We start from the raw sequence: 13,168 nt of genomic DNA on the forward strand, positions 1-13,168 counted from the left end.
TCGCTTCCTGCAGTACCCATCACCATCGGCCCGGACCCCTTCCCGGCCACCAAGAAAAACAACAGGTGAAACTATGCCAAGCGATCATTCCGCCGGCTCGCCGGCAGGCTCTTCTGTCGACTTCGAAAAAGTCGGCTCAGACTATTTCCAGCAACGTGAACTGAAAAAAGGCGCCGCAGGCTGGGTACTGCTGGTCGGCCTGGGCGTGGCCTATGTCATTTCCGGCGACTATGCCGGCTGGAACTTCGGCCTGGCCCAGGGCGGCTGGGGCGGCATGTTCCTCGCCACCCTGCTGATGGCCACCATGTACCTGTGCATGTGTTTCTCGCTGGCCGAACTGTCGTCGATGATCCCCACCGCAGGCGGCGGCTACGGCTTTGCCCGCAGCGCCTTCGGCCCGTGGGGCGGCTTCCTGACCGGCACGGCAATCCTTATTGAATACGCCATCGCGCCCGCCGCCATCGCCGTGTTCATCGGCGCTTATTGCGAGTCACTGTTCGGCATCGGCGGCTGGGTGATCTACCTGGCGTTCTACATCGTGTTCATCGGTATCCACATCTTCGGCGTGGGGGAAGCCCTAAAGCTGATGTTCATCATCACCGCCATCGCCGCCATCGCCCTGGCGGTGTTCCTGGTGAGCATGGTGCCCCATTTTGATGCAGCCAACCTGTTCGACATCGCCAAAACGGACGCCGTGGGCGCCAGCAGCTTCCTGCCGTTTGGTTACGTGGGCGTGTGGGCAGCCATCCCTTACGCTATCTGGTTCTTCCTGGCTGTCGAAGGCGTGCCGCTGGCGGCTGAAGAAACCAAGAACCCCAAACGTGACCTGCCTCGCGGCCTGATTGGTGCCATGCTGGTATTGCTGGCCTTCGCCCTGCTGATTCTGGTGGTCGGCCCCGGCGGTGCAGGTTCCGAAGCACTGAAAGCCTCCGGTAACCCACTGGTCGAGGCATTGTCCAAGGCCTACGGCGGCAGTACCTGGATGGGCGGTTTCGTCAACCTGGTCGGCCTGGCCGGGCTGATCGCCAGCTTCTTCTCGATCATCTACGCCTATTCCCGGCAGATCTTCGCCCTGTCCCGCGCCGGCTACCTGCCGCGCAAGCTGTCGGAAACCAACAAAAGCAAGGCCCCGGTGCTGGCCCTGATCATTCCCGGCATCATCGGCTTTGCCCTGTCGCTGACCGGCCAGGGTGACCTGCTGATTCTGGTTGCCGTATTCGGCGCTACCCTGTCCTACGTGCTGATGATGGCCGCGCACATCACCCTGCGCATCCGCCGGCCGAAGATGGAGCGCCCGTACCGCACCCCCGGTGGCATCTTCACCTCGGGCATTGCCCTGGTGCTGGCCTGCATCGCCGTGGTAGCCGGTTTCCTGGTCGACCCACGGGTGGTGATTGGCGCCGCAGTGATCTATGCGGTATTAATTGCCTACTTTGCTTTCTACAGCCGCCACCACCTGGTTGCGGGCACACCGGAAGAGGAATTCGCCGCGATCCAGAAGGCCGAAGAGGCCCTGCACTGATCGCCGCCACCCGCCGCGGGGCAACCCGCGGCTCTGGAGATTCTGTATGGCAAGTTTCGTACACACGGTCGGCCACCTGGTCTACCGCTTCGACAGCCTCAAGGACGTAATGGCCAAGGCCAGCCCGGCACGTTCGGGGGACTGCCTGGCAGGCGTCGCCGCCAGCAACGACGGTGAGCGCGTCGCCGCGCAGATGGCGCTGGCCAATATCCCGCTGACGCACTTTCTGAATGAAGCGCTTATCCCTTACGAGGCCGATGAAGTCACCCGCCTGATCATCGACACCCACGATGCCCAGGCCTTTGCCCCGGTCAGCCACCTGACCGTGGGCGGCCTGCGCGACTGGCTGCTGAGCGAAGAGGCCAATGAAGACACCTTGCGTGCCTTGGCGCCTGGGCTGACACCGGAAATGGCCGCAGCCGTTTCGAAGATCATGCGCGTGCAGGACCTGGTGCTGGTGGCGCAGAAAATCCGCGTAGTCACCCAGTTCCGCGGCACCATGGGCCTGCGCGGGCGCTTGTCCACCCGGCTGCAACCCAACCACCCGACCGACGAGCCGGCCGGCATTGCCGCCAGCATTCTCGACGGCCTGCTGTACGGTAACGGCGACGCCATGATCGGCATCAACCCGGCCACCGACAGCATCGCCTCGATCTGCACCCTGCTGGAAATGCTCGACGCCATCATCCAGCGTTACGACATCCCCACCCAGGCCTGCGTGCTGACCCATGTCACCACTTCGATCGAGGCAATCAACCGGGGTGTACCGCTGGACCTGGTATTCCAGTCCATTGCCGGCACCGAGGCGGCCAATGCCGGGTTCGGTATCAACCTCAACGTATTGCAGGAAGGTTACGAAGCGGGCCTGTCGCTGAAGCGCGGCACCCTGGGGCAAAACCTGATGTACTTCGAAACCGGCCAGGGCAGCGCGCTGTCGGCCAATGCCCACCATGGCGTCGACCAGCAAACCTGCGAAACCCGCGCCTACGCAGTGGCCCGTCATTTCAAGCCGTTTCTGGTCAATACCGTGGTCGGTTTCATCGGCCCGGAATACCTGTACAACGGCAAGCAGATCATCCGCGCCGGCCTGGAAGACCACTTCTGCGGCAAGTTGCTGGGCGTGCCGATGGGCTGCGACATCTGCTACACCAACCACGCCGAAGCCGACCAGGACGACATGGACACCCTGCTGACCCTGCTGGGTGTGGCCGGGATCAACTTCATCATGGGCATCCCTGGTTCCGACGACATCATGCTCAACTACCAGACCACCTCGTTCCACGACGCGCTGTACGCGCGCCAGACCCTGGGCCTGAAGCCCGGGCCGGAATTTGAAGCGTGGCTGGCCCGCACCGGCATCTTCACCCAGGCCGATGGCCGGGTACGCTTTGGTGACAACCTGCCGACTGCCTTCCGCCAGGCCTTGGCACAGCTTGCATAGGGATGACCATGGACCATCGCACGCCTACCCCCGACAACCCTTGGCTGGCCCTGCGCACGCTCACCCCGGCGCGTATCGCCCTGGGCCGCGCCGGCACCAGCTTGCCGACCGGGGCGCAGCTGGACTTCCAGTTCGCCCATGCCCAGGCCCGCGATGCCGTGCACCTGGCCTTCGACCATGCCGGCCTGGCTACGCAACTGAGTGACCGAGGGCGCGAAAGCCTGGTGCTGCACAGCGCCGCCAGTGACCGCCACCAGTACCTGCAGCGCCCGGACCTGGGCCGGCGCCTGAGCGAAGCGTCGATTGCCACCTTGCGCCAGCACGCGCAGGCCAACCCCGGCGGCGTCGACCTGGCCATTGTGGTTGCCGATGGCCTGTCGGCCCTGGCCGTGCATCGCCACACCCTGCCATTCCTGGCCCGTTTCGAGGAGCAGGCCGCCGCCGACGGCTGGAGCAGCGCCCCGGTGGTGCTGGTCCAGCAGGGCCGCGTGGCGGTGGCCGATGAGGTCGGTGAACTGCTGGGCGCGCGGATGACGGTGATGCTGATTGGCGAGCGCCCGGGGCTGAGCTCGCCCGACAGCCTTGGCCTGTATTTCACTTACGCACCGAAGGTTGGCCTGACCGATGCCTACCGCAACTGCATTTCCAACATCCGCCTGGAGGGCTTGAGCTATGGCATGGCGGCGCACCGCCTGCTGTACTTGATGCGCGAAGCCTGCAAACGCCAGCTTTCCGGGGTGAATTTGAAGGACGAAGCCGAGGTCCATAGCCTGGAGAGCGAAGACAGCACCCACCAGAAAGGTAACTTCCTGCTCGGCAAAGGGTAAAAAACATGTCACGGAAGGCGGATTGCACTTGTGCAGCGCATTGGGCAGCATGCCCTTGAACGCTGCAGGCATTTCGCTGTTTCCCTAAATGGACTCTGAGGGCCGCACATGCGCATCATCAAGGCAACCCTGGAACACCTCGACCTGCTCACGCCGATGTTCGTCAAATACCGTGAGTTCTACGGCCAACTGCCCTACCCCGACAGCTCGCGCAGCTTTCTGGAAAAGCGCCTGAAACGGGATGAATCGGTGATTTACCTGGCGCTACCGGATGATGACGACAGCAAGCTGATGGGCTTCTGCCAGTTGTACCCAAGCTACTCGTCACTGTCGCTGAAGCGGGTGTGGATACTCAACGATATCTACGTGGCCGAAGATTCGCGGCGCATGCTGGTGGCTGACCACCTGATGCGTGAAGCGAAAAAAATGGCCAAAGAGACCAACGCCGTGCGTATGCGGGTTTCGACCAGCGCAGACAACGATGTAGCGCACAAGACCTACGAATCCATCGGCTTTCGCAAGGATACCGAGTTCGAGAACTACATCCTGCCGATCTCCCTGGATTGACTCTATTGCCTGTACCGGCCTCATCGCCGGCAAGCCAGCTCCCACAGGTTAACCACTACCCTCAGGCCAGTGATTAACCTGTGGGAGCTGGCTTGCCGGCGATGTGGCCGGTACAGGTAATACAACCATCTGTGCCTCCCACCGTAACCCCCCGCTACAAACTCCCCGGGCATGATCCTCACTTAGCCGTATAATGCCCCTCCTGTCATGTGTGAAAATTTACCCATCCCCAGGTAACCCAGCCTACGCCCAAGAACACAGGTGCTGTACATGGATTTCAACCCGCTGGACCTTATCCTGCATCTCGATGCCTATCTCGATCTGCTGGTCACCAATTACGGTCCCTGGATCTACGCCATCCTGTTCACGGTGATCTTCTGTGAAACCGGGCTGGTGGTCATGCCCTTCCTGCCGGGCGATTCGCTGCTGTTCATCGCCGGCGCCGTGGCCGCAGGCGGGGGTATGGACCCGGTGCTGCTGGCTGGCCTGTTGATGGCTGCCGCCATCCTGGGCGACAGCACCAACTACGTGATCGGCCGAACGGCCGGCGAGCGGTTGTTCAACAACCCCAACTCGAAAATCTTCCGCCGCGACTACCTGCAGCGCACGCACGAATTCTATGAGCGCCATGGCGGCAAGACCGTGACCCTGGCGCGCTTCCTGCCCATCCTGCGCACCTTCGCACCGTTCGTCGCCGGCATCGCGCACATGCATTACCCGCGCTTCCTCGGCTTCAGTGTTGCCGGTTCGCTGCTGTGGGTCGGTGGCCTGGTGACCTTGGGCTACTTCTTCGGCAACGTCCCCTTCATCAAACAGCACCTGTCGCTGATGGTGGTGGGCATCATCGTGCTGTCGCTGGTGCCGATGATTCTCGGCCTGCTGCGTGGCCGCCTGGGCCGTGCGGCCAAGGCTCACTGAACACCTGAAAATGTGGTCTTTCAGCGCCTGGCGGCGCAAGCGCACCCTGGCGCGCTACCCCATCGCCCCCCAGCAATGGCAGGCCGTGCGCCAGCGCCTGCCGATGCTGGACGGCATCAGTGACGAAGAAGACCACTGGCTGCGCGAAGCCTGCATCCTGTTCCTGCTCGACAAACACCTCACCTGCCTGCCCGGGGTCGAGCTGGACGACGAGCAGCGCCTGTTGCTGGCCGCCCAGGCCCAGTTGCCGCTGCTGCACCTGGGTGAGTTGAACTGGTACCAGGGCTTTCACGAAATCATCCTGTACCCCGACGACTTCAAGAGCCCCCAACGCCACCGCGACGCCAGCGGCGTAGAGCACGTGTGGGACGGCGAGCACAGTGGCGAGGCCTGGCAACAGGGCCCGATCATTCTGGCCTGGAACGGCGTGCTGGCCAGTGGCGGCTGGGAGGCCTACAACCTGGTCATCCATGAACTGGCGCACAAGCTCGACATGCTCAATGGCGATGCCAACGGCCTGCCGCCATTGCACAGCGGCATGCCAGTGGATGAATGGGCAACGGCCATGCAGCAGGCGTACGACAACCTCAACCGCCAGCTGGACAACGACCCCGACGCCGAAACCGCCATCGACCCGTATGCCGCAGAAAACCCGGCAGAGTTCTTTGCCGTCACCAGCGAATACTTCTTTAGTGCCCCCGACCTGCTCCAGCAGGCTTATCCACAGGTCTACCACCAATTGTCGCTGTTCTACCGCCAGGACCCGCTGGCGCGCCTGCTGCGACTGCAAGCGGATCACCCCGAATACCGCGAAAGCCACGCCTGACGGGGCCGCACATCAGGCCAGGCGTGGCGTGCCCCGGCAGAATATGCCTATAATCGCCGCCACTTTTTTGGTCAAACACGGGGGCACTGCCCAATGAGCTACAGCAAGATTCCGGCGGGCAAAGACCTGCCGAACGACATCTACGTCGCCATCGAGATCCCGGCTAACCACGCGCCGATCAAATACGAAATCGACAAGGACAGCGACACGCTGTTCGTCGACCGTTTCATGGCCACCCCGATGTTCTACCCGGCCAACTACGGCTTCATCCCGAACACCCTGGCCGACGACGGTGACCCGCTGGACGTGCTGGTCGTTACCCCTTACCCGGTAGCACCAGGCTCGGTTATCCGCGCCCGTCCGGTTGGCGTGCTGAACATGACCGACGACGGCGGCGGCGACGCCAAGGTCATCGCTGTTCCTCACGACAAGCTGTCGCAGCTGTACGTTGACGTGAAGGAATACACCGACCTGCCAGCCCTGCTGATCCAGCAGATCGAGCACTTCTTTGCCAACTACAAAGATCTCGAGAAGGGCAAGTGGGTCAAGATCGAAGGCTGGGAAGGCGCCGACGCCGCCCGTGCCGCGATCACCAAATCGGTTGCTGCCTACAAGGGCTGATACCGGTTGAAAAAAGAACCCGCTTCGGCGGGTTTTTTTATGCCCAAAGCGGCGTCGGAATCCGTCATCGGTAAAAAGTCCTACGCAGTCCTACACCAACGCCCTACAAGCAGGCACAGTTCCTACAAATACCATCAACACGCGGTTCATTTCCTTGCGGGTACCCCATCGCTAGACTCGCGGCATGAACACTTCCGGCGACCGCCTCAAAGCCCTTCTCCACGAATGCGGCCTGACCCCTTCCGATTTCGCTGCTCAGCGCAGCGTTACACCGCAGCACGTCAACAACTGGTTCAACCGCGGCGTTCCCCTGGCCCGCCTGGACGAACTGGCCGACCTGTTCTGTGTGCATCGACGCTGGCTGCGCACGGGTGAAGGGCCCAAACACCCAAGCGCTATCCAGCGCAACTGCCCGCCTCGGCCAGCCCCCGCCAACCCGCCCAGCCCACTGTGGGCGCACCGTGCCCGGGAGCTGAAAGTACCCTTTTACGAACTGCGCAACGGCCTGCTTGCGCCGGTGGCAAACAAGCACCTGCGCCTGCCCGAAAAAGCCCTGAGAAGGTTGGGCGTGCATACGGACAACGCGATCTGCATGGCCATGCCCGACAGCAACATGCTGCCGTTGATTGCGCAGCAGGCCACCCTGGCCATCGACCTGAGCATGAAACGGGTGGTGCAAGGTGAAACCTATGCCCTGCTGCACAACGGTGTGCTCAGGGTCAACAACCTCAGCATCGGCCCACAGAACACGCTGTACCTGCACAGCCATGACCGCTACAACTACGCAGTCGAACGCTACACCCCTGCCCAGCGCCATGCGCAGGGCCTGGAGATTCTCGGCTGGATATTCCACTGGTCACATTTCCGCCAGCAGCGGCCCGGCTGAAACAACCTGTGCCATTTTTTGCTGGGCATCCGGCGCGTGCCCTTGTATGCTACGCCGCACATTCAGCCCCGACCGGCGCGAGCCGCAGTCCAGAGGGCTCGGCGATATCCCACACGGGTGTCTGCCATCTCTTTCAGGCCCTTGATGGCCACACAGTTAAGGCGATTGCGGCTTACCATAAATTAGTCGGAAGCGTCCCCGAGAAGCCGGCCACAAGCCGGCTTTTTATTTCCAATCAGCCCAGAAAAAGCTAGTTTTTAGGCCAAAGCCTTAGATCTGACCCACACCTTGACCCACACATGGCTTTGGGTCTTCAATCGATTTTCTGCTAGATCGGATATGCGGCTTTCTGCGACGGTTTAGAATTCATTATCCCATTCCGCTCGCGCTTTCCTCCGCTCCCAAGGGGGCGGAGGGCTAGCCGGTGCCTCATGAAAGTTAGCTGCGGTAGCTGCCCCCCGCCTCCCCGGCTACAACCGAAGCCGATTGACAGATACGAGAGCCGGCCTTGAGCCATCAGGGTAGGTGTAGCCGGCTATGCGCTTGCATCTGCGAATCAGGTCGTGGCTGCTCCCCGGTTGATTCATGCCCTTGGTTACGGACGGCTTACCAGGCAATCCCCTATCCTACTGACTTGATTGTAGGTAAGGCATCGCTTATGATCAGGTCATGCCAGTGACTAGGAGTATCTCCAGTCGGTTTGGAATACTGGCCTCTACAGGTGTCTAGTCTCCGTCTTACGTTTGTGTAGGCTTATGCTGGAAACAGCACAGGCCTACACAGATAGTAAGGAGATCACAACCTCCAGCCTTTACCTCCCCTCTCCTGCTTCATCCGATACCACCTCATCCCCCATCCTGTAACGCCAAGCACCTGCTCCAAACGCCGAAATTTACTTATGCAGTCTGCTGCCAAACGGCAAAGCAACCCTCAAGACTAAAGTACCACTTCCCCCCTAGGTATTCTGCTCTCTTCTCCTTCCTACGAAAATCTGGAGGATGTCGAAAACCTATCCTGAATCGACTATCATGATCGTTTATACAAATTTCAGAAACGAAATAGTTCCTGATTTAATTTGGCAGATTGAGCAGTTTAGCCATGAATAAACGACCTTTAGACCAGTTGTTTTATGCAACATTTCGAGGAAATCTGGATTTTTCAGAGTTCTTGAACCTGGATGTAAGCAAAGCATATTCAAAAATAGACTTTGAAGGCCGAACTGTATTCAGCCCTGGAAAAACCCTCAAGCTCTATTTGAGCTTCCTAAGTCGCATACTGTTTGATCGACTCCCTATCGAGAATGATGTTGTCTACTCTTACCGAAAAGGATTCAATGTAGTCGACGCAGTAGAGAAACATGCATGCAACAAATTTTTCTTCCAGTCCGACATAGAAAATTTCTTTGGAAACATAACCAGTAAAATAATAAAGAAGACCATTCTCTCCTCACTTGAAGCATGCCCTATAGCTGACATTGAGGTTTGGATAGATAGAATACTGGAATTGGTAACAATTGACGAAGCACTCCCTCCTGGATACCCGACCTCGCCAGCAATAAGCAACGCATGTTTATTCAATTTCGACAAAAAGTTATTGGCTTGGTGCAACGAGCATTCGCTTACTTATACTAGGTATGCTGACGACATAATCGTATCCGGCAACAATGAAGTCTGGATGAACACCTTGAGCGCCAAGGTCACTGAGATTTTAAACAAAGAGCTCAGCGAAACCATTAAGCTCAACCCTCATAAAACTAAGCTAACCCGCCCTGGCGAAAAAATAAAAATTCTAGGCATTGCGATTTTGCCCAACGGCAAGGTATCTGTTGATGGAAAATTCAAAAAACGATCCGAAACAGCTATGCATTTACTTCTGAAAGACAAAAGGATGTTTTCATCCTTCCTTAAGGAAAATGATCTAGAAAAAGCATTGAAGAAGTTTTCTGGGCAACTGAATTACATAAATACCGTGGATCCAAGCTTTCTGGATAAGCTCAGGAAGAAATACGGCGCCACAGCGGTTGACAAAATCATACATATTTCGGTGACTTCGTAATGCAACTGTATATCGAAGTTAGCAATGTCCAGCACATAGCCAAACTCCACGTTAACTTAGACCTTAATAGAAATGGGTTAACTTGCATTGTTGGGAAAAATGGCATAGGTAAGACCACGCTTATAAAGTCGATCAGAAATCTAAAAAATTCTGATACTTTTTCTAAAATGGCACAGGCTGGAACCATTAAACCTGGAAGCAAAATAACCTACACGTGCGATGGCGCGATTTATAATTTCGAATACGACAGCGACCTTGAAGACCTAAACAGCAAGGATGTATTCCCTCTAGAATTGAAAAAACAGATTGAGGTTGAACTCCCTATACCATGGGGCCAAAGATTTAATGCCTTCCAAAGCATTAGTTCTGCGGACAACGATATACGAACTGCTGTAATGCTATCGGAATACCATATTCCAGAAGAGTTAATACAGCTACTTGCAGATGTCTACGGCAACGATAAGTTCTCAGAACTCAAAGAAGTACGGGTAGGTAGAACACCGTTTTACATCATGCCCTTGAAAGATGACAGATATGTTAGAGAAGATCATTTAAGCTCAGGCGAATTCTTTCTGATATCTCTTTACAGAAAAATAAAAGGCAGTTCAAAACTTATAGTTATTGATGAAATCGATATATCCCTAGACGCCGCAGCCCAGAGTCGTTTAATTGAATGGCTTAGAAGATTTTGCAGAACAGAAAACGTCAGTATCGTATTTACCACGCATTCGATGGCTATAATGCGAACGATGGACGATGGCGAGCTGCACTACATGAGCTGCGAAGATGGCACGATAACGACACAGCCGGTTTCATATAATTACGTAAAATCAATTCTCTTTGGATTTGATGGCTGGGATCGCTATATCCTCACCGAAGACCCTGCACTAGAGAACTTTTTCAAATTCCTAATAATTACCCATAAAATTCCAAGCTTCTACACCTACCAGATTATCCCTGTTGGTGGTGGAGACAACGTGGCACAGTTGCTGCAGAAAAATATTCGTGAAGGCTTTTTTGGCCCGCAAGAAAACGTCCTTGCTATTCTTGATGGGGATTATGCAGGCACTCGCAACGGTAGAAAGAACAACACATACTGTATTCCATTTTTGAGCATCGAAAAAAAGATATATGAAGACTACCAGAATGGTGACTTTATTCTTCCTGAACCTTTGATAGAGCCGTTGCGCGGAGATAAACCTGAAAAAAAATTTATCAAGGCGATAAAAAGACAATTCAGAATCTCTTACGAAGACCTGTACTCGTATCTAAATGAAAAATATCCCGAGATGACTAAGGAAGTTTGTAGAGTTCTTGAAGACTTTTTGAATATGCCTGCCTCTCAACCTGATGGCGGTTAGTGGGTATACTCGCCTTAAGTGACTCTTACCAAATCGGAAAGCTACTCGTAAAGTCCGCAAACGGAGAACATTCTCCATCAGTTCACCAATCTCAAAAGGGTCAAGGGCACGACCGGAAGCCGCAGCCCGCGCAGTGAAGCGAGCAGGAACGGGTGAGGATCGTGGCGCAGCGAACCCTTGAGGCAGTTTGCTAATCGCATACTATGCAAGGGGGTGGGGAGAGCTTTCCTCCCTACCCCCGAGCATCCAGGGCGATCCCTGGGCTTTTGCCTTTAAGGAGCGAAGCGACGCGCAGTCCAGCGGCACGCTGGCCCACCTTCCGGAACGGAAGCGTAGTGGGTTACACATCCGATTTATATTATTGCAACACCTCATGCTCCATTTGCATAATGTTGATAACAACAATAAGCGACGGGGCCTTCCACCATGAAAGACTTGAGCTCAGATAACCGCGCAATGTGGTTACACGCTGGCAATGAATTCACAGCATTAAGTTTAAAATCAGAAATCCATGAAGTTATCAAATGGGCACCCTGCTTGAGCCGCAGCGGTGAAAATTATTGCGTCCCACGCAAAAGCATACCCGAGAATGTCTGGGAAGCCATGTACGAAATAGAAGAGTGGGGGATGGCCGAAAAGCTAGACACCCCTGATGGCGAGTTCTTTAGAGTAGACGCATCGCTTTTTGATTTAATCATGATGACGATCAAGCTATTACTTAACATCTTACGCCAACCACAAAACCCCAGTTTTATGAAAGAAAACCTAAGACTCACCTACGACAGCCACCCGACGCTGGGGTGATACATGTACTCAATTATTCGCACAAAAAAACTAAAAAACTTTGGCGCAATTGCTCGATCTGCACGCCATACATTTAGAGAGCAACTAACACCTAATGCTGCTCCTGGCATGCTTAATCAGAACAAAGTGATTGGTGCAAAAAATACAGCTCAGCTGGTCAACGCATTCAAGAATCTACTTCCTGAAAAGCGTCGAATTGATGCGGTACTTGGAATCGAATATATGATTACAGCATCCCCTGAAGCTTTTAAGCGCCATGGTGGTCGGCTTGACGATTTGGGGAATGGATATTTTCGAGATGCATTATCTTGGCTCCGCGACCGCCATGGAGCAGCTAACGTACTAAGTGCAGTCGTACACCTGGATGAGTCCACACCACACTTGGTGGCCTATGTGGTACCTCTGACCACGGATGGCCGGCTGAGCGCTAGGGATTATCTGGGAGGGCCAAAACTCATGCGACAACTGCAGGATAGTTTTCACTCGCGCTGTGGTGCCACTCGAGGGCTTTCGCGTGGTGTTAAGGGATCGAAAGCAAAACATGATGAAGTGGCTTCGTTCTATCGACTACTTGCAACCACTGGCGAAGCGCCGAAGCTCACAGCGCTAGACTACGCCGCAAAGGCTCTAGGCCGGGAAACAGAAGGCTGGATACATGCAGAGTCACTCGCAAGCGCTAACGCTCTGGGAGTATCAATGGAACGTCGCAAGCGGAAATCTCGTAGCTCGCGTGAGAAAGCCGTGGATAGACGAGAAGGGGAAATATACCGTGCTGAGCTGAAGCTTAAGCAATGGACTGATGAGGTTAACGAGCGAGAACTCCAGTTGAACAAAAGCCAGCAAGACGTTGCCGCCCTTGGTTCACGACTAGCAGCCGAAAAAGCAAGGGCGGATTCGTTGCAGCGAATTATCGACAAGCATATTGCAGTAAATAATCAAACCCCGCCTGCAAGGCCGATGACGCAACCAGATTTAAGCCCCATCCCTCCCGGGTGGTAGCAAATTCCACCTCTCAACCGCGAAGAGCGCCACTTCGTACAGTGCCGAATCTGCCCAGCCATCTAACTTGCGCAAATTCAGCATCTCTGTGAATAGCTCTCTGTTGGTCGCATCCAGGTGTTCATACCCGTTTAAGTTAACCTCCCAGAAGTCAGTAACCCAATACCAAGAGGCGTAAGCTCGCGCGAACCATTGAGATGCATTGCCTCCTTCGGCAATGAATGCTTTTACCTCAGAAAGCTTTTTTACAAATTCAGTTGACATAACTATTCCTAGAATCTCTACAGGCCATTGTTACCAGGGTTTGGAACATGCAGGATAGATCTGCTTCTACCCCTCTT

General features: G+C 55.6%; 13 protein-coding genes. 12 read left to right on the forward strand and 1 reads right to left on the reverse strand.

Features of this window, described 5'->3' with window-relative positions:
* Positions 1 to 73: 73 nt before the first annotated feature.
* The 12 genes from eat to mobV all read left to right on the forward strand — a co-directional run bounded on the left by eat (position 74) and on the right by mobV (position 12,827).
* On the forward strand, positions 74 to 1,522 hold the full coding sequence (gene eat, locus ACFY9W_RS13500; protein WP_391130944.1) for an ethanolamine permease: 1,449 nt from the start codon (positions 74 to 76) through the stop codon (positions 1,520 to 1,522).
* 46 nt (positions 1,523 to 1,568) lie between these two features.
* A complete protein-coding gene (locus ACFY9W_RS13505) occupies positions 1,569 to 2,963 on the forward strand; it encodes an ethanolamine ammonia-lyase subunit EutB (RefSeq protein WP_391130947.1) in 1,395 nt (464 codons plus the stop codon).
* A gap of 8 nt (positions 2,964 to 2,971) precedes the next feature.
* Entirely contained in the window at positions 2,972 to 3,790 is an 819-nt protein-coding gene (eutC, locus tag ACFY9W_RS13510) for an ethanolamine ammonia-lyase subunit EutC (RefSeq protein WP_391130949.1), read from the forward strand.
* A 108-nt stretch (positions 3,791 to 3,898) separates the two neighbouring features.
* Positions 3,899 to 4,357 carry a GNAT family N-acetyltransferase gene (locus tag ACFY9W_RS13515; RefSeq protein ID WP_391130952.1) on the forward strand — a complete coding sequence of 153 codons (459 nt, stop codon included), beginning with the start codon at positions 3,899 to 3,901 and terminating at the stop codon, positions 4,355 to 4,357.
* Positions 4,358 to 4,627: 270 nt separating this feature from the next.
* Complete coding sequence (locus ACFY9W_RS13520) at positions 4,628 to 5,275, forward strand: DedA family protein (protein ID WP_019472362.1); 648 nt, start codon at positions 4,628 to 4,630, stop codon at positions 5,273 to 5,275.
* A gap of 10 nt (positions 5,276 to 5,285) precedes the next feature.
* Positions 5,286 to 6,101, forward strand: coding sequence for a zinc-dependent peptidase (locus tag ACFY9W_RS13525; protein ID WP_391130956.1), 816 nt, complete (start codon positions 5,286 to 5,288; stop codon positions 6,099 to 6,101).
* A 93-nt stretch (positions 6,102 to 6,194) separates the two neighbouring features.
* Positions 6,195 to 6,722, forward strand: a complete 528-nt coding sequence (gene ppa, locus ACFY9W_RS13530; protein ID WP_003255365.1) for an inorganic diphosphatase — start codon at positions 6,195 to 6,197, stop codon at positions 6,720 to 6,722.
* A 184-nt stretch (positions 6,723 to 6,906) separates the two neighbouring features.
* Positions 6,907 to 7,608 (forward strand): S24 family peptidase, encoded by a 702-nt coding sequence (locus ACFY9W_RS13535; RefSeq protein WP_391130958.1) that lies wholly within the window; start codon positions 6,907 to 6,909, stop codon positions 7,606 to 7,608.
* A 1,098-nt stretch (positions 7,609 to 8,706) separates the two neighbouring features.
* The gene (locus ACFY9W_RS13540; protein ID WP_391130961.1) at positions 8,707 to 9,663 is read left to right on the forward strand and encodes a reverse transcriptase domain-containing protein; all 957 of its coding nucleotides are present in this window, start codon (positions 8,707 to 8,709) and stop codon (positions 9,661 to 9,663) included.
* Entirely contained in the window at positions 9,663 to 11,024 is a 1,362-nt protein-coding gene (locus ACFY9W_RS13545) for an AAA family ATPase (RefSeq protein ID WP_391130964.1), read from the forward strand. The genes ACFY9W_RS13540 and ACFY9W_RS13545 overlap by 1 nt, the downstream gene beginning before the upstream one ends.
* A gap of 426 nt (positions 11,025 to 11,450) precedes the next feature.
* Entirely contained in the window at positions 11,451 to 11,828 is a 378-nt protein-coding gene (locus ACFY9W_RS13550) for a hypothetical protein (protein ID WP_391130967.1), read from the forward strand.
* A 3-nt stretch (positions 11,829 to 11,831) separates the two neighbouring features.
* Positions 11,832 to 12,827: a MobV family relaxase gene (mobV, locus tag ACFY9W_RS13555; protein ID WP_391130970.1), complete on the forward strand. Its 996-nt coding sequence runs from the start codon at positions 11,832 to 11,834 to the stop codon at positions 12,825 to 12,827.
* Here the strand turns inward: mobV and ACFY9W_RS13560 are convergent.
* Complete coding sequence (locus ACFY9W_RS13560; RefSeq protein ID WP_391130972.1) at positions 12,801 to 13,091, reverse strand: hypothetical protein; 291 nt, start codon at positions 13,089 to 13,091, stop codon at positions 12,801 to 12,803. The two genes, mobV and ACFY9W_RS13560, sit on opposite strands and share 27 nt — an antisense overlap.
* Positions 13,092 to 13,168: the final 77 nt, after the last annotated feature.

The organism is Pseudomonas sp. NPDC008258 (assembly GCF_042956345.1).
In the GTDB taxonomy this organism is placed as follows: Bacteria; Pseudomonadota; Gammaproteobacteria; order Pseudomonadales; family Pseudomonadaceae; genus Aquipseudomonas.